The organism is Flavonifractor plautii ATCC 29863 (assembly GCF_000239295.1).
Lineage (GTDB): Bacteria > Bacillota > Clostridia > Oscillospirales > Oscillospiraceae > Flavonifractor > Flavonifractor plautii.
Map to the genome: position 1 here is coordinate 16,326 of NZ_JH417842.1, position 19,567 is coordinate 35,892.

Consider the following 19,567-nt stretch of genomic DNA (forward strand, 5'->3'; position numbering starts at 1 on the left):
GCTCAAAGGAGATTGTCAAGTATGAGCAGCTACATAATCCCGGGCCGCATCCGGCCAAAGCCTATCCGGCCCGGCTTGACCAACCTGGAAGACATTGAGGCCATCATTGCCGAAGTCCCTTGTGCCATTCTCCCGGTCGTTGGTGACTGTTTGGAGGGCGTGGACGTAGTAGGTGGCGGATGGGTGGCGGTAGATTTCACCCGGCGGCCTGCGCCCCCCAGGTATAGGAGCAAGGGCGGCGACGGAAGCTCCGATCTCTGCCTCTGCTATGCCACGTTCCCCGGAGCGCCTGGCCCTATGGTCATGTATAAGGAGTATCAGGGCGTATGGGGTCCCTGGCAGATGGTGGGCACTCGATATAAGTCAATGTGGGAAGGCGGCAAGCTGCGCCTGAACTGCGGCATGGTGGCAAAGCGTATCTTCGGCGTAATTGTGGCCTCCTACGACCAGGATGGGCGGCTTCTGTGGCAGAGGAACCCCGAGGAGTTTCCCGAGGAGCTGGGCACAGCGCCAACCATTCATGGTGATGTAGAGCCGTACCAGGGGGTGAGAGCATGATTACATTTCCAACCACGGTGGAGACTTTTGTCGCCTGCAATGGGGAAACGGTCGCTGACCTTGATGCTACCACGATAGAGCTCCTTGACTACTGTGTCAGTATCTTCAATGGCGCGTTCTACGCTGGGACCAAAGGGGAAGCACCTGTTAATATCATAAAAGATGCTGCAGAAGACTATGCCCAAACGGGGATGCAACAGGACTTTGAGAATCCGAAAATTAAATGCTTTTATGCCAGTTTGCAACGTATGTGCGATGAGGCATGGAAGCAAGGGGCCGCAAAAGCGGAAAGAAAGGGGGTGCAAGCATGAACCGCCCTTTGAATAAGGAACAGGTCAAGGGCCTGTTTGAGCAGGAGGCCGTACTGATGGGGACGGAAAACTGCGTACCAGATTTCCGGGCCGCGGCGCTGTTTGGTGGGGACGCCGTAGAGCATGCCCGCAGGCTGGACGCCAACAGGCCGGGGCATTACTCCAACGGATACGGCATCGGGGACTGTACAATGGCGGCCCTCACCCTGCGAGGCTTTCAGGCTGCCGCCAGTTTCTATAACGTTCAGCTGCTAAGAAAGGAGTACGAAAACCATGATTGAAATTAAAATCACCGGAACCACCCCACTGGAGGCGCTGGCCTCTGTGACAGCCTTCGGGATGCACTGCATGAAGAACCAGGACGTTCATGCGGCGGCTACCCGTGTGCTGGAGACAGAGGAAGGCAAAGTGTCCAAGTCGGACACAGCCCTAACCGCGCCCATGGCCCCTGCGGCCCCCGCCGTATCGGCTCCGGTAAACCCTACACCTGCGCCTGTAGCCCTGGTAAACCATGCACCGGCCCCCGTGGCTGCTGCTCCGGTAGCTGGCCCCCAGGTGACACCCCCTGGTAATGCACCCGCCGTTGCGCCGGTGGCCGCCGCGCCTGCATACACCGTGGAGCAGATCGGCAAGGCCGGGGCCGACCTGGTATCCCAGGATGCGGCAAAGATGCCGGAGCTGCTGGCCCTGCTCCAGAAGTACGGCGCGCAGGCCATCACACAGCTGAAGCCGGAGCAGTTGGGCGCCTTTGCCACGGAGCTGCGGGGACTGGGGGCGAAGCTCTGATGCCACCTGAGAAACACGCCCTTCTCGGGGCCAGCAGCGCGGAGCGGTGGCTGATGTGCCCGCCCTCCGCCCGGCTGGGGGAGCAGTTCCCCGACACGGCCAGCGAGTACGCCGCCGCCGGCACATTGGCCCACGCCATCGCGGAGCTGAAGGCCCGGAAGTATTTCGTGGAGCCCATGAGCGACCGGGCGTTCAACGCCCGGCTGAAGAAGCTGAAAGAGGATCCCCACTACGACAAGGGCATGGATGCCGCCACAGACACCTATCTGGAGCACCTGAAGGCTCTGGCCATGTCCTACGGCTCCGTGCAGCCCTTCGTGGCCCTGGAGACCCGGGTGGACTTCGGGGACTACGTGCCCGAGGGCTTTGGCACTGCGGACTGCATCATCATCGGCGCGGGCCGGATGTGCGTGGTGGACTATAAGAATGGAGCCGGCGTCCTGGTGGAGGCCGAGGCCAACCCCCAGATGATGCTTTACGCCTTGGGCGCCCTGAAGGTGTATGCGCCCATCTACGGAGACACCATCCGGGAGGTGCATCTCTCCATTGTCCAGCCCAACGCCGGGGGCGTCCGGGAGTGGGACACCACCGTGGAGGCCCTGCGGGAGTGGGGCGAAAAGGTGGTCAAGCCCGCCGCCGCCCTGGCCTGGGAGGGGAAGGGAGACTTTGCCCCAGACGAGTGGTGCCGGTTCTGCCGGGCCAGGGCGCGGTGCTCCGCCCGGGCAGCTAGGATGCTGGAGCTGGAGCCCATGAAGAACGCGATTCCCGAGGGTGACAGCTACGACCCGGAGGATATGGTTCTCACCGACGCCCAGGTGGGCGACGTGCTCACCCGCGCGCTGGAACTGGAGGCGTGGGTGAAGGATCTGAAAGAATATGCCCTTACCGCCGCTCTGCACGGCCGCCAGATCGCCGGATGGAAGGCTGTGGAGGGCCGGAGCAGCCGGGAGTGGGCCGACCAGGACACCGCCTTCGCCACCTTGCAGGAGCGGGGCATCCCGGAGGCCCTGCTATGGGAGCGCAGGCCTGCCAGCGTGGCCGGGCTGGAGAAGGCCCTGGGAAAGAAGCCCTTCGAGGAGGCGTCCTTTGGCCTGGTGGTCAAGAAGCCGGGCAAGCCAACCCTGGTGCCGGAGAGCGACAAGCGCCCGCCCTATTCGCCGGCAGAAGCGGCGTTCCAGGTGGTGACACCGAATGCGTGACTACATCATCATCCGGCACGAGTCGTTCCAGGCCCGGATACTGTTATCCGAACTGCACCTGCTGGATGTACTGCACTTCCGAAGGCTCATCAAGCTGGCGGAACGCGACCCCTGGCAGAACGGCCCGGAGCTGGATATGCTGCGGGAAGCACTGCCGGAGCTTATAGATTCGGCAATGGCTGAGGCGGAGGAAGCCAAGGCCGCGCTGCTCGCCTTCCGCAAGAAGCATCGTGGAAAAAACTATGGGCCGCTTGTGGAAAAGGAGCGCGAGGTGCTGAAGAAAAGGGTTAGCGCATCCAAAATGAAGGCCCATAGATACCAGGTATTTTATGAAATCATGAAGGAGGACAAGTAATTATGCCTATCACCATCACCGGAGTCCGTTTTTCCTATTGCAACCTGTTCCAGCCCAAGGCGCCCTACAACAACCCCCAGGGTGAGCCCAAGTATAGCTGCACGGTCTTGGTGCCCAAGACCAACACGGCGGCGAAAGCCGCCATTGACCAGGCGGTGGCCGCGGCCATCGAGGCGGGCGTCTCTGCCAAGTGGAGCGGCGTCCGGCCGCCCCAGCCGGCCATCTGCGTCCACGACGGCGACGGCCCCCGGCCCAGCGACGGCAGCGCCTTTGGCGAGGAGTGCCGGGGCTGCTGGGTGTTCACCGCCTCCAGCAAGCAGCCGCCCTTCGTGGTGGACGCCCAGGTGCAGCCCATCATCGACCCCACCCAGGTCTACAGCGGAATGTGGGGCAACGTGAACGTCAACTTCTTCGCCTACAACAGCGCAGGCAAGAAAGGGATCGGCTGTGGCCTGAACGGCGTGCAAAAGACTGGGGACGGCGATCCCCTCGGAAGCCGTGTGACCGCGCAGGAGGCGTTCCAGCCGGTGGCCGCCGCACCGGCGGCGGCCCAGGGAACCCCCGGCGGCTACGGCACGGCCGCTTGGGGCAGTGTCGACCCGATCACCGGACTGCCTTTTTAACGCGATATGGACGCGGTACATCATCTCAGTATTGACATCGAGACGTACAGCGACCAGGAAATCGGCAAGGCCGGGCTTTACCGTTATGCGCAAAGCCCGGCCTTTGCCATCCTCCTCTTTGCGTACAGTCTCGACGGCGGCCCGGTTCAGGTGGTCGACCTGACCCGGCCGGGTGCCCATTTGCCGGTGGAGGTAATCCGCTGGCTGTTTGACCCGGCCTGCATCAAGCACGCCTACAACGCAGCCTTTGAATGGTATTGCCTGAGCCGGTTCTTTCACTTGGAGAAAAACAACAGCTACCCGCCGGAGAAGTGGCTCCCGCAATGGCGCTGCACCATGCTCCACGGCCTCTACTGCGGCTATACCGCCGGCCTGGACGCCACCGGCAAGGCCCTGGGGCTCCCACAGGACAAGCAGAAGCTGGCGGCCGGCAAGGCATTGATCCGCTTTTTTTGCGTCCCCTGCAAGTCCACCAAGGGCAACGGGGGCCGCACCCGCAACCTTCCCTGGCACGACCCGGCCAAATGGGAGCTCTTCAAGGATTACTGCAAGCAGGACGTGGTCACGGAAATGGAGATTGAGCGCCGGCTGTCCGGCTTCCCGGTGCCGGACTGCGTACAGGCCCAGTGGGTGACCGACCAGAGCATCAACGCCCGCGGGGTGGCCGTGGACATGCCGCTGGTCACCGGAGCCCTCCAGTTGGATGCCCAGACCCGGCAGGACTACGTTGCCGAGGCGGTGGCGCTTACGGGGCTGGATAACCCCAACAGCGTGGCGCAGCTCTCCCGCTGGCTCCAGGAGGAGACCGGCGAGGAGGTGGCCGACCTGCGGAAGGACACCGTGGCCGACCTGCTGGGGAAGGAGCTGCCCGGGGATAAGGCCCGGCGGGTGCTGGAGATCCGCCAGGAGCTGGGCAAGACCAGCAACAAGAAGTATACCGCCCTGGCCCACGCCGTCTGCGCCGACAGCCGCGTCCGTGGTCTGCTCCAGTTCTACGGGGCCAACCGGACAGGGCGGTGGGCGGGGCGAATCGTCCAGCCACAGAACCTGCCCCGCACCTACATAGACGGCGCACTGCTCCCCCTGGCCCGGGATCTGGTGAAGCGCCAGGATGCTGCCGGGCTGCGGGTGGTGTTCGGCTCCGTGCCGGACACCCTGTCCCAACTCATCCGCACGGCCTTCGTTGCCGCCCCGGGGCGCACCCTGGTGGACGCCGACTTCTCCGCCATCGAGGCCCGCATGATTGCCTGGCTTGCCGGGGAGGAGTGGGTGCTGGAGGTGTTCCGCACCCACGGGAAAATCTACGAGGCTGCCGCGGCCCAGATGTTCGGTGTGCCCATCGAGGCCATCAAAAAGGGCAATCCGGAATACAGCTACCGCCAAAAGGGCAAGGTGGCCACCCTGGCCCTGGGCTATCAGGGCGGCGCCGGCTCCCTGGTCAGCATGGGGGCTCTGCGCATGGGCATCCCGGAGGAAGACCTGCCCGACATTGTAGAGCGGTGGCGCAACGCCAACCCCGCTATCGTGCAGTTCTGGAGCACGGTGGAGGCGGCGGCCCGGGAGGCGGTCAACACCGGCCGGGCCATTGAGCTATGGGGTGGCCGTCTGGCCTTCGCCCGGGAGTTGGACCCGGAGAATGACCTGGACTTTCTAACAATCCGCATGCCAAATGGCCGGAAGCTGTACTATGCCAAGCCCCACATGGGGGTCAACCGCTTTGGCCGCCCCTCTCTCTGCTACTGGGGAATGAACCAGACCACCAAGAAGTGGGAGGTCGTGGAGACGTACGGCGGAAAGCTGGCGGAAAATATTACTCAGGCTGCCGCCCGGGACTGTCTGGCGGAGGCCATAGACCGGCTGGAGGCCGCCGGATATCCGGTGGTGTTCCACATCCATGATGAGGTGGTCATCGACGCGCCGCCGGGCCGGGATAGCCTGGAGGAGGTCATCAACATCATGCGGCAGGTGCCGCTCTGGGCGGAGGGGCTGCCGCTAAACGCGGACGGGTGGGTAAACCCGTTTTTCAAAAAAGATTAGGAGACGTAAATATGCGCAGATATTGTAATTTTGATGAAAGGGAAATTAAGCTGGCCCCCGGTATCCGGGATCGGATTCTTGACGCATTAAATGACGGTGAATCACCTGAGCACGAAAAATGCCCCATCTGTCAGTACACTATGGCGCACATTCAGATATTACCGCTTTCAGAAAATGATACACATACTCGGCAGGGAGGCTACCTCATCTTGATCGAAGGCGAATGCGGGCATACCTGGGGGGGCCATATACGCCGCACATAAAGGCGATTTAGTGCGGGTTTCATTCGTAGGCGAAGACCAGCTTTACTTAACCGCGCATTTCCAGGACGATGAATCATGTTGAATGCCCCCGCTGCCACTGCCCCGCCATGCTGGTGGACAGTGCCGTCGTCTATGGCCGGAGCTACGGCCCTATTTACCTGTGCCTTATCTGTGGGGCCTATGTCGGTTGTCACCCAGGGAGCACACGCCCCCTGGGGACGCCGGCGGATCGAGCCACCCGCACGGCACGACACATGGCGCACCAGGCTTTTGACCCGCTGTGGAAATCCAAGCGGATGACCCGGCGGGCGGCCTATGCCTGGCTGTCTCAGCAGATGGGGCTCCCTCCAGAGAAAACACACATCGGGATGTTCAATCAAGAGCAATGCTGCAAAGTGATCCGGCTCTGCACCGGGAGGACGAAAGCCCATGATTTATGACAGACAAATTACCATCTCCGTGGGTGCCAGCCGGCGGGCCACCAACTGGCAGGCCCAGACGCTGACACTCTCGGAGCTGTACGACCGCCTGCGGCTGCCAGCCAAGAGCACGGAGACCATGGCGGAGTATCTGGCCCTGTCAAAGGGCCAACAGGACAATTTGAAGGACGTGGGCGGCTATGTCGCCGGCACGCTGAACGGCCCCCGGCGGAAGGCTGGGGCCGTCACCGGCCGGGATGTGCTGACCCTCGACCTGGACAGCATCCCCGCCGGCGGCACGGACGACGTGGTGCGGCGGGTGGAGGCCCTGGGGTGCAGCTACTGCATCTACTCCACCCGCAAGCACCGCCCGGATGCCCCCCGCCTGCGGGTGCTGCTGCCCCTGGACCGCACCTGCACCGCCGACGAGTATGAGCCCTGCGCCCGGCGCATGGCCGATATGATCGGCATGGAGCTGGCCGACCCCTCCACCTTTGAGGCGTCCCGGCTCATGTACTGGCCCAGCGTATGCGCCGACGGGCAGTACATCTATTACCCCGCGGACAAGCCCATGCTGTCCGTGGACGGCCTGCTGGCCACCTATGTGGACTGGCGGGACGTGGCCTCCTGGCCCGCCTGCCCGGGCGCTGCGGCGCCGGCGCGGCTGGCGGCCAAGCAGGGAGACCCGGAGACCAAACACGGCGTTGTGGGCGCCTTCTGCCGGGTCTACGACGTGCCCGCGGCTATGGACAAGTTCCTGCCGGGTGTCTACGAGGAGACGGATACCCCGGGGCGCTACACCTTCACCGGCGGCTCCACCACCGGCGGCGCGGTGCTCTACGACGGGGGGAAGTTCCTGTACTCCCACCATGCCACCGACCCCTGCGGCGGGAAGCTGGTCAACGCCTTCGACCTGGTGCGGCTGCACAGGTTTGAGGGGCTGGACGATGAGGCCAAGCCTGGGACGCTGCCCCACCAGTTGCCCAGCTACAAGGCTATGTGCGAGCTGGCCGTGGCGGATGAAGCTGTGGTCGGCCCGCTGAGCGATGAACGCTGGGAGAAGGCTCAGGAGGCGTTCGGCCCCGTATCAGAACCGGACAAAGAAGACGATGGAAGCTGGCGCAGGCCGCCGATTATGGATGTGGACACCCAAGGGAACCCTATAAAGTCCATGAAAAACCTTCGTACCGCGCTGGAGCGTAATCCCAAGCTGAAGGGGAGGCTGCGGCTGAATCTATTCTCTGGCCGTATTGACGTGGACGGGGTTCTGCCCTGGGTCAGACCTGGTATTGCCAAGACCTGGAGCGATGACGACGCCGCCCAACTGCGTATATACCTGGAGCCCTTCTTCGGGAAGATAGCAAAAAATGACATCCTGGACGCTGTTGCGGCCTGCGCCAGCGACCAGGCATACCACCCAGTCAGGGACTACCTGAACGGGCTGACCTGGGACGGCGTGCCTCGGCTGGATACCCTTTTCATCGACTACCTGGGGGCGGAGGACACCCCCTACACCCGGGCCGTGACCCGAAAGTCGTTTGTGGCCGCCGTGGCGCGGGTTATGGCCCCAGGATGCAAATACGATACCATGCTGGTGCTGGTCGGCGGACAGGGCCGGCACAAATCTACCATCCTGGCAAAAATGGGCGGCGCCTGGTTCAGTGACAGCCTGCGTACTTTCGGGGACAAGGACTCCATGGAGACCATTCAGGGTACATGGATAAACGAGGTGGCCGAGATGCAGGCGATGGCGAAGGCTGAGATTGACGCCGTCAAGATGTTTCTCTCAAAGACCAACGACTACTACCGGGCGGCCTATGGCAGATATACCGCAGACCGGCCGCGACAGTGTGTGTTCTTCGGAACCACAAACAGCCGGGAATGCCTGAACGACCCCTCCGGGGGCCGCCGCTTCTGGATAATTGATATTGACCAACAGGCGCGGAGCAAGGACGTGTTCCGGGATCTGGATGGGGCGCGCGGCCAGCTGTGGGCCGAGGCCGTCGCACACTGGAGAATGGGTGAAGCGCTGCACCTTACCCCGGAACTGGAAGCCGTTGCACGGGCCATCCAGGAGGAGCACCGCGCACGGCATCCGTGGGAGGGGCTGATCGCGGACTTCCTCGACCAGGAGATCCCGGCGGAGTGGAGCCGGTGGGATCTTCCACAGCGGCAGGCATGGCGCGGCGGCGGGGTCAAATACGATGGCGTCACAGCGCCCAGGGCGCGCGTATGCGCCGCTGAAATCTGGTGCGAGGCCCTGGGCAAGCAGCGGGGCGATATGCGGCAGAGAGATTCACGGGAGATTAACAGCCTTCTGGAGCGTGTTCCCGGATGGGAAAATATCGGAGCGGCGAAAGCGGGGAAACCCTATGGAACACAGCGCTGCTATGAGCGGAAAACGGTTACAGATGGGGGGTAACAGATGATTGCAAGTGTAACCTTTTTCGGTTACAGAGTTGCACTTGAAAAATCGAAGTGTAACCGCGTCAAAGTGCTGTGCCGCAATAGATACAGCCTAAAGGTTACAGAGTAACACTTTATATCATAAATATTTTTTAACGTAGGACAACGTAGGAAAATCCCACGTGATCCCACGTGGCGCATGATGTATATATGCACATGTGCGCGCACGCGTAGCAAAGGAGATGCCAAGAGTGAAAGAATCCGAAATTGAGGCCCGGCTTGTCCGAGGAGTGAAGGCCCTGGGCGGGGTGGCCTACAAGTTCGTGAGCCCGGGAAATGTGGGAGTGCCTGACCGGGTGGTGGTTCTCCCGGGCGGGCGGGTGATCTTCGTGGAGCTGAAGGCGGAGGGCGGGCGGCTGAGCCCGATGCAGCGCCAGCAGCTGGCCCGGCTCCGCCGGCTGGGGGCGGACGCCTGCGAAGTAAAAAGCGAGACCGGGGTCGCCCGGTTTCTGGAGGAGTGCTGTAATCGGCTGGAAGGAGGTGATGCCCAATGAAGTTCATCCCGCATGAGTACCAGAAATACGCGATTGACCGCGTGGTGGCCGACCCGGCCCTGGGGCTTTTCCTGGAGATGGGCCTCGGTTGAGGCAAGACGGTGATTACCCTGACGGCGATTAACGAGCTGCATTTCAACCGCTGGGCGGTGGCCCGGTGCCTGGTGGTGGCGCCCAAGAAGGTGGCGGAGGCGACATGGAACGCCGAGGCGGCCCAATGGGATCACCTGAAGCATCTGCGTATCATCCCGGTGCTGGGCAGCGCGCAGAAGCGCATCCGGGCGCTGAACACCCCGGGAGACATCTGGGTCATCAACCGGGAGAACGTGCCCTGGTTGGTGGACTACTACCGCAACGGCTGGCCCTTCGACATGGTGGTGCTGGATGAGAGCAGCAGCTTCAAGAACGCCCAGAGCAAGCGGTTCAAAGCGCTGAAGCTGGTGCGTCCCCGCATCCGCCGGCTGGTGGAGCTGACCGGCACCCCGTCCCCCAACGGGCTGGAGGATCTGTGGGCCCAGGTGTACTTGCTGGACGGCGGAGCCCGGCTGGGCAAGACCATTTCCAGCTACCGGGAGGCGTTCTTCACGGAGGATCGGGCCTATCCCGGCCAGCAGTATCGTACTTACAGCCCGCAGGACGGGGCCGACCGCCGCATCCGGGAGGCCATCTCGGACATCTGCGTCAGCATGAAGGCGGAGGACTATTTGACCCTGCCGGACTACACCGAGGACATTGTCCCCGTTGTGTTGGACGCCAAAGCAAAGCGGGCCTATGACAGGCTGGAGCGGGACATGCTGCTGCGGGTGGATGAGGCCACCATCACGGCCCAATCCGCCGCCGTGCTGAACGGAAAGCTGCTGCAGCTGTGCAGTGGGGCGGTCTATGACGAGGACGGCCAGGCCGTCGAGATCCATGCCTGCAAGCTGGACGCTTTTCTGGAGGTGGTGGAACAGCTTCACGGGGAGCACGCCCTGGTGTTCTACTGGTTTCAGCATGAGCGGGACCGGCTGGCGGAGGCGTTGAAGGGCTCCGGCCTGCGGGTACGGGTATATCATGGGGCAGAGGACGCGCGGGCGTGGAACGCGGGTGAGGTGGATTTGCTGCTGGCCCACCCGGCCTCCTGCGGTTACGGGTTGAACCTTCAGGCCGGGGGCCACCACATCGTGTGGTACGGTTATCCCAACTGGGCCCTGGAGCTTTACCGGCAGGCGAACGCCCGGCTGCACCGGCAGGGACAGCGGCACCCGGTCATTGCGCACCACTTGGTGGTGCAGGGTGGCATGGACATGGCCGTGGTGGCGGCCCTGCATGACAAGGGGGATACACAGGAGGCGTTGATGCAGGCGCTGAAGGCCAGGATTCAGAAAGCGAGGGAAGCATGAGCAGACCAAAATATCCGTGGTGGGGCTATGTCCGGGAGATCCTTAGGCGGTACCCTGACCACACAACAGAAGCCGAAGCCGCGGCAGTCGTATCTGCGATAGCACAGACGGGGCAGATGCCAGAGGGGCAAAGCCGTCTTGCCGTGATCGGCATGGTGTTTTTCCGCAAGACCCACACACTTCAGGGAGCGGCGCTAGAGGTGCCATGCGGGTACGAGACCGCGAAGCGGTGGCAACGGTCATTCCTGATGTTGGTAGCGCAGAAACGCGGGTTACTGGACTAAAAGAATAACCACAAAAGCCAAACACTTGATGTAGGATGGAGGCGTGGAGGTGTATACCTCTGCGCCTCCTTTTCTACCGCCCGGCACCGAGGCGGGTAATATCGGGCCCCTACGCTGCTGCTTACTGCACGAGGTAGGCGGTGGAACCAAAAAACGACCGAGAGGTGGTGACATGCCGAATGAACAGAATCTTATACCGATGGATCAGCGAAGCCAGAGCGAAGCGAGAGAACTCGGGCGTGAAGGTGGTCGTGCATCCGGCGCGTCACGGCGGCGAAAGCGTAGCCTGAGAGAAGCGGCAGACCTGTACCTCTCTCTCCCGGTGGCGGACAAGCGGGCATGGAACAAGCTGGCCCGTGACGGCGTAGAACCGGAGGATGTGGATAACCAGATGGCGGTGATTGCGGGCCTGACCCTAAAGGCGGCCAAGGGCGACGCGAAGGCGGCAAAGGTGCTGTTTGACTTGTTGGGAGAGCAGGGGGCGGCGGGCGCCGGCGGTATGCAGGACATGGACGACGATCCGATCACCGCGTCGCTGAAGGAGGAGATGGGAAATGGGCTTCTCTGAAAAGCAGAGGGAGATTCTGCGTTTCCCATACCGGGACTATGATGCGCTTATCTGTGACGGCGCGGTGCGGTCGGGAAAAACCTCAGTCATGTCGTTGTCCTTCTTCCTGTGGGCAATGGGACGTTTCAACGGCTGCGCGTTTGCACTCTGTGGGAAGTCGGTAGGAGCGGTGGAGCGCAACATTGTGACGCCGCTTCTGGCGGTGCAGTATTTGCGGCAGAACTTCACCATTTCCTACAGCCGCTCCGGCCATGTAATTACGGCCCGGCGTGGGGTGCGGGAGAACCGCTTCTACCTGTTCGGCGGCAAGGACGAGAGCTCCTACACGCTGATTCAGGGTATCACCCTGGCGGGGGTTTTGCTGGACGAGGTGGCCCTGATGCCCCGCTCTTTTGTGGAACAGGCCATGGCCCGGTGCTCCGTGACAGGGGCAAAGCTATGGTTCAACTGCAACCCGGAGGGGCCGCAGCACTGGTTCCGGCAGGAGTGGATTCTAAAGGCGGAGGAGCACAAGGCCCTCCATCTGCACTTCACCATGGAGGACAACCCGGCGCTGGACGAGGCCACCCGGGCCAGATACCGGAGCATGTATTATGCCGGGGTGTTCTACCAGCGGTACATTCTGGGCCTGTGGGTCATGTCGGAGGGGCTTATCTACGACATGTTTGACCAGACAGAGAATGTCTACCGGACGCAGGAACGCCCGGTGGATCTGGAATGGGTTTCCCAGAGAACCGTGGCCTGTGACTACGGTACCGCCAACCCTACGGTGTTTCTGGACATCTATGACCACGATGGAGTGATCCGGGTGGACAGGGAGTACCGCTGGGACAGCCGGAAGGAGCGCCGGCAGAAGACCGACCAGGAGTATGCCGACGACCTTCTGGACTTTCTGGGCAGGGAATGGTGCGCGGTGATCGTAGATCCCTCGGCGGCCTCGTTTATCGAGGAACTGAGGCGGCGGGGGGTGTATGTCATCCCTGCGGAAAATGAGGTGCTGGACGGCATACGCAAGACCGGAAGCCTGTTTCACCGCAGAAAAATTCTGGTCAGTGAAGCCTGTGCCGGCCTGCTGGACGAACTGGGCACCTATTTGTGGGACGAGAAGGCGGGCCAGCGGGGGGATGAGAAGCCCCTGAAGGAGCGGGACCACGGGCCGGACGCCCTGCGCTATTACATCAATTCACTGCCGGACTGGAGGTTCGAGTAAGTGTCCAGACGCAATAAAAGCCGCCCCAGGGGCGCACAACCAAATACCGAGGCGGTGAGCGTACAAGACGCATTTTCCAACCCGCTGTTCCGGCTGGGCTATGGCTCCCAGTCGCCGCTGGAGGCCACAGAGTATCCGCTGACCCGGATGACGGACAACTACGCCCTGCTCAACTCCCTCTACCGGGACAACTGGGTAGTACAGAACGTGGTGGGCATCATCCCGGACGACATGACAAAGAAGTGGTTCGCTCCCGCCGGAGCGGTGGGGCCGGAGCACCTGAAGGAACTGGATCGCGTTCAGCGCGTGACGGCGCTCCGGGAGCGGGTCAACGAGGGACTGCGGTGGGGCAGGCTGTACGGCGGCGCCGCCGGACTTATCATGATTCGAGGACGGGAGGGGATGCTGGGCCAGCCGCTGGAGCTGGAGAGCATTTACCCCGGTACCTTCCAAGGGCTTTACATACTCGACCGCTGGCAGGGCGTGGTACCCGGTATGGAGCTGGTATTCGAGGGCGGAGAGCCGGTGCCCGCCTATTACTCCATCACCGACGCCAGGGGGAACACGGTGGCGAAGGTGCACCACTCAAGGCTGGTGCGGTTCACCGGCCGCGACCTGCCCTTCCTGGAGCGGGTGGCGGAGTTGTACTGGGGAGAGTCCGAGGTGGAGGCCCTATACAATGATGTGGTTAAGCATGACAACGTGGCCGCCAACATGGCCGCGCTCACCTTCCGGGCCAACGTGGACACCATGGAGGTGCAGAACCTGGACCAGCTCTTTTCCGTTACGTCCGGGGAGCAGCAGAGGCGGTTCTGGAACGTGATGCAGGCCCAAAGCGTGATGAAGTCCAATTTTGGCATGCAGTTGGTCAACCGGGGTGACCAGATTAAGAATACCCAGTACACCTTTACCGGGCTCCAGGAGGTCTACGACTCCATGTGCCTCGACCTGTCCGGCGCGTCCCGGATTCCGGTGACCAAGCTGTTCGGACGCTCCCCGGCGGGGATGAACGCCACCGGGGAGAGCGACCTTCGGAACTACTATGACTACGTGGACACGCTGCGGGAGGCCAAGCTTCGGCCCATTCTGGAAAAGCTGCTGCCGGTCCTGGCCATGTCAGCCTGGGGGGCGGTACCCGACGGGCTGGACATCACTTTCCCGCCCCTGTGGACTCCCACGGCGGCCGAGGTGGCGGAGATCGCGCTGAAAAAGGCCCAGGCCATCCGGGATACCTTTCAGGCGGGCCTGTTCCGGGCGGACACGGCTCAGAGGGAGCTCAAGAAGCTGGCGGACGAGACCGGGATGTTTGACAGTATTTCCGAAGAGGAGATCGCGGCCAACACCGGGAAAACCTACCAGGATGTGACCGCCCTGCGGGATCCATTGGCAGGGCTGGGGTACGGAGGGGAGATATCCGCCCCTTTTGAGGGGGCCGCGCAGGACGCGCTGACATGGGATTATTCGCCCAGCCAGCCAAGGGATAAAAAAGGGAGATGGACAAGCGGCGGCGGAAATAGTAAAATTGGGAAAACAAAGTACGCGCCGTCAAAGAGGGCGAACAAGCGGGGGAAAACCGTCTCAGCCAAGACCTTCGGTATTCTGCGGGGTGAGTTCAATACCAAATATCCGGGAGCCAAAACGGGACAACAAGGTCAAGTCAGCTATAAGGGCAAGCGGTATTGGCTTGAGGCGGATGGTAGCGGAAGTGTGATCGTTAAAAAGTCCTGGAAGGAGTGACGCTTGTATTATGGGGGAGAATGGACATTATCAGTTAATAGCGGCCCTGCGGCCCTTTGTCCATGAAGAGGAATCAAGAATTGAATCTTTTTTGGAAGAAGATTTAGAGTGGTTTGTTGAAGCGATAGAAGCATTTGGCGTGGAAGATTTAATGATGCAATATATAAAAAGAAATCCGAATGCTACCACACAAGAGCTGTATCATTATTTTTCTGATAATACTGGCGACTGCCCGCCAGGGCAGGAAGATATTTGGGAAGACAACGAGAGGGAATAAGCATGGCGAAAGACGATTACTTTGTGTTAGTCAATAAATTCCTGCGTTATCTGTATAAATGCCTGAAACAGAATATAGCCCCTGACTGGAATCTGCTGGCCCCCAACACAAAGGACTTCCCAGTCCACGAGGAATACTTCACCTACATGCTGGCCCATCTGCTGGCAGATGGATACATCGAGGGGATTGCAGAAGTCCGGAGAATTGGGAGCCCTGTTCAGTTCAAGGAAACCAGCGGCCTAAAAATCACTCCTGCGGGCATTGAATACCTGGAAGAAAACTCCACCATGGAGCGAGTGACGGAATTTCTTGGGCCGGCTGGTGAGATTGCGGGAACAGTCCTTTCTAAGTTCTGGTGATACTCTATGCCAACGCTGAATCGGGCGCCGAATGAGAAAGAGCTGGAAACGCTCGTCTCCATCTATCTAAGAGCGGAGACCGCCATCATCAACGAGATTGGGCGGCTTCGCTCCCAGGGCCTGGTGGATTACCACGCTGTGGCCGCCCTGGAGCGGGTGCAGGCCATCCTCCGGCAGATGGAATCAGACTGCTGGGAATACGTCCCAAAGATGATTGAAAAGCAGTTCTATGTCCGGGTGCCAGAGGCCCGGAAGGCCCTGGAGGTGCCGGAGACGGCGGCCAAGCACGCCGCAGGCTACGCCAACGCGGCCGTGCTCACGGGTGAGCAGCATGCCATTGTGGACCGGCTGGCGGCAAACTTGATGGGGGAGATTACCGACGCCTCCATGACTGTGATGGCTACCCTGCAATCCGCCCTGATTGGCCGTGTGGAGCCGGATGTATACCGCCGGGTGGGGCTGGAACAGGTGGCGGCGCAACAGGCCGCAGGACGCGGCGTGAACGCCTCAGTGCCCGCCTTTGTGCAGGCGCTCCGGCGGGAGGGCGTCCGGGCCTTTACTGACAAGGCGGGCCGGGACTGGAGCCTGCATACTTACTGCACGATGGTCTCCCGCACCACCTCCCGGCAGGCGGAGGTGCTGGCGGTGCTCACCGCGGACCCGGAGCACGACCTATACATGATATCCAGCCACGGCACCACCTGTGCGCTGTGCGCGCCCTACGAGGGCCGGGTATACTCCCGTAGCGGCACAGACCCGGACTTCCCACCCCTGGCGGCGGCGTTCGGGAAGGTAGACCCGGCGGGGCCGGACACACTGGCCAACACCTGGCTCAACATCCACCCCAACTGCCTCCATGTGCTGCTGCCCTGGACGGCGGCGGGCCGGACAGATGAGGAGATCCAAAAAATAAAGGATTTCTCCAACCCCAGCAAGAACCCGTTCAGCCGAGACCCGCGGTCGGAGAGCCAGATTGCGGCTTACCGCAAAAAAGAGCGGGCCCGGGCCCAATGGCTGGCGGATTACCGCCAGTGGGAGCGCTACCGGGTGACGCTGGGGGACCGGGTGCCCGGGAGATTTGAGACCTTCCTGCATCAGAAGCGGGAGGACGGAGAGCGGTACCGTCTGTGGCGATTGGATTACCGCAGGAGGGCCGAGCTTTTGGAGCATCCAGAGCGGGCACTTCCCGGAGCAGACAAAGCCAGCGCCGCAGACGCCAAATTTACAGGGTATTTTTTTAACCCGGAAAACCCAAAAGGTTTGGCAAAAGGGCATGCATTTTCATCGCATTTAGGGTATAATGTAGAAAACTGGCAGATTATGCGCGATGAAATATTAGAAGCGGCAAAAATGTATCCTGTTACATATCGAAGTTCAAGCATTTATGGGAAATTATATTCTCAGCTTGTCATCCTTCAAGGAGTAAACAACAAACCTGCGAATGTGCTTCTAGGCTGGATTGTCAAACCGGATGGCTCGACCTGGTTGACAACGGCCCACATGGAGGAATTTTAATGGCAAAGTATCAGCAATATGAATCTGTTTTGCTTAGAGATGGCCAAATCGGCACAATTGTGGAGGTATTTGAGCCGGATTTTTACCTTGTGGATATCGGGCATTCTCCAAAAGACTGGGATAACATTGATATCACAGAGGCGGATATCTTAAGGAAGGCTACTAAGGAGGAGCTGGAGCGGGAGTATCAAGAATCCATGCGGCAGCTAAGGGAACAGGGAATTTTGGAGTGAAGGAAAATGACAGAGCAAGTGATACGGGCCATTGAGGCCGCGCTCAAGCGTGGACTGCGGGTGGAGTTGCTGCTGGACAAGGATGGAACCATCAAGGTGCAGACGGTATCCCGCAAGAAACTGAATATTGTTCCCACGCCCTGAATGGTGGGCGGGAAGAGCTGAATGGAGCTGACAGGAGAAATCCTGCCGGCTCCTTTTTTATTTGCAAAGTGAGGTGACGGCATGACCTATCTGGAACTGCTGCAAAGGGCGCTGGCCGAGGAGATCGAGGCCACGCGGCTGTATCTGGCCTGTATGGCCCTGGCACCGCGGGAGGATCTGGGGGTGCTGCTGGAGATCAACAAGGACGAGACCGACCATGTGGCGCTGATTTCCTCCCTGATCTCCCGGCAGACCGGCCGGGACGCGGACTATGCCGCAATGGTGCCGGGGGTGGACTGATGGCGGTTGCGTACTATGGCTCCCATATCTCGGAGCACCTGGTCAAGACGCCGGAGGGATACCTGATCTGCTACGATGTGCCGATCAACCGGACCGGCACGCAGATGTATACGGCGGGAGAACTGGGGCTGGAAGGAGAACCGGAGCGGCCAGTGACCGTCTACCGCCTGGAGGAGGACGTGTTCTCTCCGGCGGCGCTGGCCAGCCTGGAGGGAAAGGACATCACCAGGGGGCACCCGGCGGAGATGCTGGCTGCGGAGAACCAGGCTTCTTACTCCAAGGGGCACCTGGAGCATGTGCGCCGGGATGGGGACAACACCGTGGCCGACCTGATTATCAAGGACCCCGGACTGGCTTCCGACGTGGAAAGCGGCGTGCTGAGGGAGGTCTCCTGCGGCTATTATTGCAGGTTTGAACCATACCTGGACGGATACCGGCAGACAAACCTGGTGGGCAATCACGTGGCGGTTGTGCCGAGAGGCAGGGCGGGCCACAGTGTTGCAATAAAAGACCACGCCGCCGGAAAGGCGGAGAAAGGACTGAAACGAATGAAAAAAGAGACCAAAGAGGCGCTCTACCGGTTCTTCGGCCTGGCGGCAAATGACGCTGCACCGGAGGAGCTGGAGCAGTTGACCCGCGATGTGAGTACGGTCGCCACTGCGCTGGACGCCGAACCCGCCGCAAAGGCGCCGGAGGCGGAACCCGCTGGTGATGCAGCCCAGGCTTCTGACGAGATGGTGGAGCGCGCCCCCAAGGGCGACGACATCGGGAGCAAGCTGGACCGCATTCTGGAGATGCTGGAGGCGAAGGCCCGGGGAGGCCGGGGAGAGCGGCCCCTCCACGATGAAGAGGACCTGGACGACCTGATTGAGAAGCTGGCCGGAGAGGAGACGGTGGCGAAGGAGAAGGCGGTCACTATCCCCGCCGAAGAAATGGCGGACCAGTTGATGGAGCCCGGTACACGGGATGCGGCTGTGGCCCTGCTCAAGAAGGTGCGCCCCGCTGTGGCGGCCATCCAGAACCGGGCCGAACGCGCCCGCGTGGTGGATGCGCTGCTCTCCACCATCCAGGGTCCCGATGTGATGAGCGGGATTGTTCAGGCCGCCCGGGACAGCGCACAGAAGGCCGCCGACACGGCCAGGCGCACCAGCTATGAGACTGCCTGCGCCGAGGCGCAGGCCGCCTATGCAGCCCGTAATCCCCACAAGGCGGGGAAGGAGGGGGAATGATGCCCCTTCGTCCTCAGACCATTGGCCGGGATATGTCCCATGGCTTTTCCGGCAGCTATGCCAGACAGCCGGATATGATCGTCACCACCGCCCCTTTGGGCGGAGCGGAGGACATACCCTTCGGGATGCCCCTGGTACGGGGGCAGAAGGGCGAGGTGATCCCCATGGGGGCTGGAAACACCGGAAACCAGTTCATCGGCGTGGCCGGCCGGGAGGTCAAGTCCGCGTCCGAGTTTTACAGCCAGAATGAGGGGCGGTACGGCCCGGGAGAACCAGTCTCCGTATTCCAGCGAGGGTGCATCAACGTAAGGTGCCGGAAGGGCGCTCCGGCGGTGGATGGAACAGTCTATGTCCGGGTAACTGCCAGCGGAGGCTATCAGCCGGGCGACTTCGAGGCGGAGGCGGACGGGGAAAACACTGTGGCGCTGGTCAACGCCCAGTGGGGCGGCCCGGCGGACGGGAATGGCGTGGCCGAGCTGCGCATTGCCTATGTGGGGCCAGTGCCCGCAGCGCAGGGCACTGCGGGGCCTCAGGGCCCCAAAGGGGACCCCGGCCCACAGGGGGAACCGGGACCGCAAGGGGAAACTGGGCCGCAGGGGCCCGTAGGACCGGAAGGCCCCAAAGGGCCAAAGGGTGACCAGGGGCCGGCCGGGCCGTCGTATACACTGCCCGCTGCCGCCGCAGCCACCCTCGGAGGCGTGAAGCAGATGGCCGCCATTGCGGACCTGAGCGCAGCCCCCACGCAGCAGGATTTCAACAACCTATTGGCCGCGCTCCGCACCGCGGGGATGCTGGCTACATCGTAAGGAGTGAATATT

Annotated in this window: 24 protein-coding genes; all 24 read left to right on the plus strand. The window is 61.6% G+C overall.

What is annotated here, in order from left to right; translation table 11 throughout:
* Positions 1 to 21: 21 nt before the first annotated feature.
* Positions 22 to 558: a hypothetical protein gene (locus HMPREF0372_RS16430; RefSeq protein WP_007494960.1), complete on the plus strand. Its 537-nt coding sequence runs from the start codon at positions 22 to 24 to the stop codon at positions 556 to 558.
* On the plus strand, positions 555 to 869 hold the full coding sequence (locus HMPREF0372_RS16435) for a hypothetical protein (RefSeq protein WP_007494962.1): 315 nt from the start codon (positions 555 to 557) through the stop codon (positions 867 to 869). The genes HMPREF0372_RS16430 and HMPREF0372_RS16435 overlap by 4 nt, the downstream gene beginning before the upstream one ends.
* Positions 866 to 1,150, plus strand: coding sequence for a hypothetical protein (locus HMPREF0372_RS16440; protein WP_007494964.1), 285 nt, complete (start codon positions 866 to 868; stop codon positions 1,148 to 1,150). Before HMPREF0372_RS16435 ends, HMPREF0372_RS16440 begins: the two co-directional genes overlap by 4 nt.
* On the plus strand, positions 1,143 to 1,655 hold the full coding sequence (locus HMPREF0372_RS16445) for a hypothetical protein (protein WP_007494965.1): 513 nt from the start codon (positions 1,143 to 1,145) through the stop codon (positions 1,653 to 1,655). Before HMPREF0372_RS16440 ends, HMPREF0372_RS16445 begins: the two co-directional genes overlap by 8 nt.
* Positions 1,655 to 2,854, plus strand: coding sequence for a DUF2800 domain-containing protein (locus HMPREF0372_RS16450; RefSeq protein ID WP_007494967.1), 1,200 nt, complete (start codon positions 1,655 to 1,657; stop codon positions 2,852 to 2,854). Before HMPREF0372_RS16445 ends, HMPREF0372_RS16450 begins: the two co-directional genes overlap by 1 nt.
* Positions 2,847 to 3,209 carry a hypothetical protein gene (locus tag HMPREF0372_RS16455; RefSeq protein ID WP_007494969.1) on the plus strand — a complete coding sequence of 121 codons (363 nt, stop codon included), beginning with the start codon at positions 2,847 to 2,849 and terminating at the stop codon, positions 3,207 to 3,209. Before HMPREF0372_RS16450 ends, HMPREF0372_RS16455 begins: the two co-directional genes overlap by 8 nt.
* 2 nt (positions 3,210 to 3,211) lie before the next feature.
* Positions 3,212 to 3,832 carry a DUF2815 family protein gene (locus HMPREF0372_RS16460; RefSeq protein ID WP_007494971.1) on the plus strand — a complete coding sequence of 207 codons (621 nt, stop codon included), beginning with the start codon at positions 3,212 to 3,214 and terminating at the stop codon, positions 3,830 to 3,832.
* 6 nt (positions 3,833 to 3,838) lie between these two features.
* On the plus strand, positions 3,839 to 5,869 hold the full coding sequence (locus HMPREF0372_RS16465; RefSeq protein ID WP_007494972.1) for a DNA polymerase: 2,031 nt from the start codon (positions 3,839 to 3,841) through the stop codon (positions 5,867 to 5,869).
* A 331-nt stretch (positions 5,870 to 6,200) separates the two neighbouring features.
* Positions 6,201 to 6,572 (plus strand): zinc-finger-containing protein, encoded by a 372-nt coding sequence (locus HMPREF0372_RS19455; RefSeq protein WP_039997861.1) that lies wholly within the window; start codon positions 6,201 to 6,203, stop codon positions 6,570 to 6,572.
* Positions 6,562 to 8,973, plus strand: coding sequence for a virulence-associated E family protein (locus HMPREF0372_RS16475; protein WP_007494978.1), 2,412 nt, complete (start codon positions 6,562 to 6,564; stop codon positions 8,971 to 8,973). The genes HMPREF0372_RS19455 and HMPREF0372_RS16475 overlap by 11 nt, the downstream gene beginning before the upstream one ends.
* A gap of 226 nt (positions 8,974 to 9,199) precedes the next feature.
* The gene (locus HMPREF0372_RS16480) at positions 9,200 to 9,511 is read left to right on the plus strand and encodes a VRR-NUC domain-containing protein (protein ID WP_007494980.1); all 312 of its coding nucleotides are present in this window, start codon (positions 9,200 to 9,202) and stop codon (positions 9,509 to 9,511) included.
* Positions 9,508 to 9,603, plus strand: a complete 96-nt coding sequence (locus HMPREF0372_RS20905; RefSeq protein WP_009257394.1) for a hypothetical protein — start codon at positions 9,508 to 9,510, stop codon at positions 9,601 to 9,603. The genes HMPREF0372_RS16480 and HMPREF0372_RS20905 overlap by 4 nt, the downstream gene beginning before the upstream one ends.
* Before the next feature lie 9 nt (positions 9,604 to 9,612).
* Positions 9,613 to 10,893: a DEAD/DEAH box helicase gene (locus HMPREF0372_RS16485; RefSeq protein ID WP_007494982.1), complete on the plus strand. Its 1,281-nt coding sequence runs from the start codon at positions 9,613 to 9,615 to the stop codon at positions 10,891 to 10,893.
* A 456-nt stretch (positions 10,894 to 11,349) separates the two neighbouring features.
* Positions 11,350 to 11,745, plus strand: a complete 396-nt coding sequence (locus HMPREF0372_RS16495) for a hypothetical protein (protein ID WP_007494986.1) — start codon at positions 11,350 to 11,352, stop codon at positions 11,743 to 11,745.
* Positions 11,732 to 12,955, plus strand: coding sequence for a PBSX family phage terminase large subunit (locus tag HMPREF0372_RS16500; protein ID WP_007494988.1), 1,224 nt, complete (start codon positions 11,732 to 11,734; stop codon positions 12,953 to 12,955). Before HMPREF0372_RS16495 ends, HMPREF0372_RS16500 begins: the two co-directional genes overlap by 14 nt.
* Positions 12,956 to 14,692 (plus strand): phage portal protein, encoded by a 1,737-nt coding sequence (locus HMPREF0372_RS16505; RefSeq protein ID WP_039997866.1) that lies wholly within the window; start codon positions 12,956 to 12,958, stop codon positions 14,690 to 14,692.
* 10 nt (positions 14,693 to 14,702) lie between these two features.
* A complete protein-coding gene (locus HMPREF0372_RS16510; RefSeq protein WP_007494992.1) occupies positions 14,703 to 14,969 on the plus strand; it encodes a hypothetical protein in 267 nt (88 codons plus the stop codon).
* Between the two features lie 2 nt (positions 14,970 to 14,971).
* Entirely contained in the window at positions 14,972 to 15,328 is a 357-nt protein-coding gene (locus HMPREF0372_RS16515; protein ID WP_007494994.1) for a YjcQ family protein, read from the plus strand.
* A 6-nt stretch (positions 15,329 to 15,334) separates the two neighbouring features.
* The gene (locus HMPREF0372_RS16520) at positions 15,335 to 16,843 is read left to right on the plus strand and encodes a phage minor capsid protein (protein ID WP_007494995.1); all 1,509 of its coding nucleotides are present in this window, start codon (positions 15,335 to 15,337) and stop codon (positions 16,841 to 16,843) included.
* A complete protein-coding gene (locus HMPREF0372_RS16525; RefSeq protein WP_007494997.1) occupies positions 16,843 to 17,076 on the plus strand; it encodes a hypothetical protein in 234 nt (77 codons plus the stop codon). The genes HMPREF0372_RS16520 and HMPREF0372_RS16525 overlap by 1 nt, the downstream gene beginning before the upstream one ends.
* A gap of 6 nt (positions 17,077 to 17,082) precedes the next feature.
* Positions 17,083 to 17,220 carry a hypothetical protein gene (locus HMPREF0372_RS20205; protein WP_007494998.1) on the plus strand — a complete coding sequence of 46 codons (138 nt, stop codon included), beginning with the start codon at positions 17,083 to 17,085 and terminating at the stop codon, positions 17,218 to 17,220.
* Positions 17,221 to 17,301: 81 nt separating this feature from the next.
* Positions 17,302 to 17,520 carry a hypothetical protein gene (locus HMPREF0372_RS16530; protein WP_007494999.1) on the plus strand — a complete coding sequence of 73 codons (219 nt, stop codon included), beginning with the start codon at positions 17,302 to 17,304 and terminating at the stop codon, positions 17,518 to 17,520.
* Positions 17,520 to 18,749, plus strand: coding sequence for a DUF2213 domain-containing protein (locus tag HMPREF0372_RS16535; RefSeq protein ID WP_007495000.1), 1,230 nt, complete (start codon positions 17,520 to 17,522; stop codon positions 18,747 to 18,749). Before HMPREF0372_RS16530 ends, HMPREF0372_RS16535 begins: the two co-directional genes overlap by 1 nt.
* Positions 18,749 to 19,555 carry a structural cement protein Gp24 gene (locus tag HMPREF0372_RS16540; RefSeq protein ID WP_039997868.1) on the plus strand — a complete coding sequence of 269 codons (807 nt, stop codon included), beginning with the start codon at positions 18,749 to 18,751 and terminating at the stop codon, positions 19,553 to 19,555. Before HMPREF0372_RS16535 ends, HMPREF0372_RS16540 begins: the two co-directional genes overlap by 1 nt.
* The last annotated feature ends 12 nt before the right edge of the window (positions 19,556 to 19,567 follow it).

Coding starts and splice junctions, on each gene's coding strand:
- HMPREF0372_RS16500 (WP_007494988.1), top strand. CDS start 11,732: ATGGGCTTCTCTGAAAAGCAGAGGGAGATTCTGCGTTTCCCATACCGG.
- HMPREF0372_RS20905 (WP_009257394.1), top strand. CDS start 9,508: ATGAAGTTCATCCCGCATGAGTACCAGAAATACGCGATTGACCGCGTG.
- HMPREF0372_RS16495 (WP_007494986.1), top strand. CDS start 11,350: ATGCCGAATGAACAGAATCTTATACCGATGGATCAGCGAAGCCAGAGC.
- HMPREF0372_RS16530 (WP_007494999.1), top strand. CDS start 17,302: ATGACCTATCTGGAACTGCTGCAAAGGGCGCTGGCCGAGGAGATCGAG.
- HMPREF0372_RS16435 (WP_007494962.1), top strand. CDS start 555: ATGATTACATTTCCAACCACGGTGGAGACTTTTGTCGCCTGCAATGGG.
- HMPREF0372_RS16460 (WP_007494971.1), top strand. CDS start 3,212: ATGCCTATCACCATCACCGGAGTCCGTTTTTCCTATTGCAACCTGTTC.
- HMPREF0372_RS16445 (WP_007494965.1), top strand. CDS start 1,143: ATGATTGAAATTAAAATCACCGGAACCACCCCACTGGAGGCGCTGGCC.
- HMPREF0372_RS16520 (WP_007494995.1), top strand. CDS start 15,335: ATGCCAACGCTGAATCGGGCGCCGAATGAGAAAGAGCTGGAAACGCTC.
- HMPREF0372_RS16515 (WP_007494994.1), top strand. CDS start 14,972: ATGGCGAAAGACGATTACTTTGTGTTAGTCAATAAATTCCTGCGTTAT.
- HMPREF0372_RS16465 (WP_007494972.1), top strand. CDS start 3,839: ATGGACGCGGTACATCATCTCAGTATTGACATCGAGACGTACAGCGAC.
- HMPREF0372_RS20205 (WP_007494998.1), top strand. CDS start 17,083: ATGACAGAGCAAGTGATACGGGCCATTGAGGCCGCGCTCAAGCGTGGA.
- HMPREF0372_RS16450 (WP_007494967.1), top strand. CDS start 1,655: ATGCCACCTGAGAAACACGCCCTTCTCGGGGCCAGCAGCGCGGAGCGG.
- HMPREF0372_RS16455 (WP_007494969.1), top strand. CDS start 2,847: ATGCGTGACTACATCATCATCCGGCACGAGTCGTTCCAGGCCCGGATA.
- HMPREF0372_RS16480 (WP_007494980.1), top strand. CDS start 9,200: ATGCCAAGAGTGAAAGAATCCGAAATTGAGGCCCGGCTTGTCCGAGGA.
- HMPREF0372_RS16540 (WP_039997868.1), top strand. CDS start 18,749: ATGCCCCTTCGTCCTCAGACCATTGGCCGGGATATGTCCCATGGCTTT.
- HMPREF0372_RS16440 (WP_007494964.1), top strand. CDS start 866: ATGAACCGCCCTTTGAATAAGGAACAGGTCAAGGGCCTGTTTGAGCAG.
- HMPREF0372_RS19455 (WP_039997861.1), top strand. CDS start 6,201: ATGAATCATGTTGAATGCCCCCGCTGCCACTGCCCCGCCATGCTGGTG.
- HMPREF0372_RS16525 (WP_007494997.1), top strand. CDS start 16,843: ATGGCAAAGTATCAGCAATATGAATCTGTTTTGCTTAGAGATGGCCAA.
- HMPREF0372_RS16535 (WP_007495000.1), top strand. CDS start 17,520: ATGGCGGTTGCGTACTATGGCTCCCATATCTCGGAGCACCTGGTCAAG.
- HMPREF0372_RS16430 (WP_007494960.1), top strand. CDS start 22: ATGAGCAGCTACATAATCCCGGGCCGCATCCGGCCAAAGCCTATCCGG.
- HMPREF0372_RS16475 (WP_007494978.1), top strand. CDS start 6,562: ATGATTTATGACAGACAAATTACCATCTCCGTGGGTGCCAGCCGGCGG.
- HMPREF0372_RS16510 (WP_007494992.1), top strand. CDS start 14,703: ATGGGGGAGAATGGACATTATCAGTTAATAGCGGCCCTGCGGCCCTTT.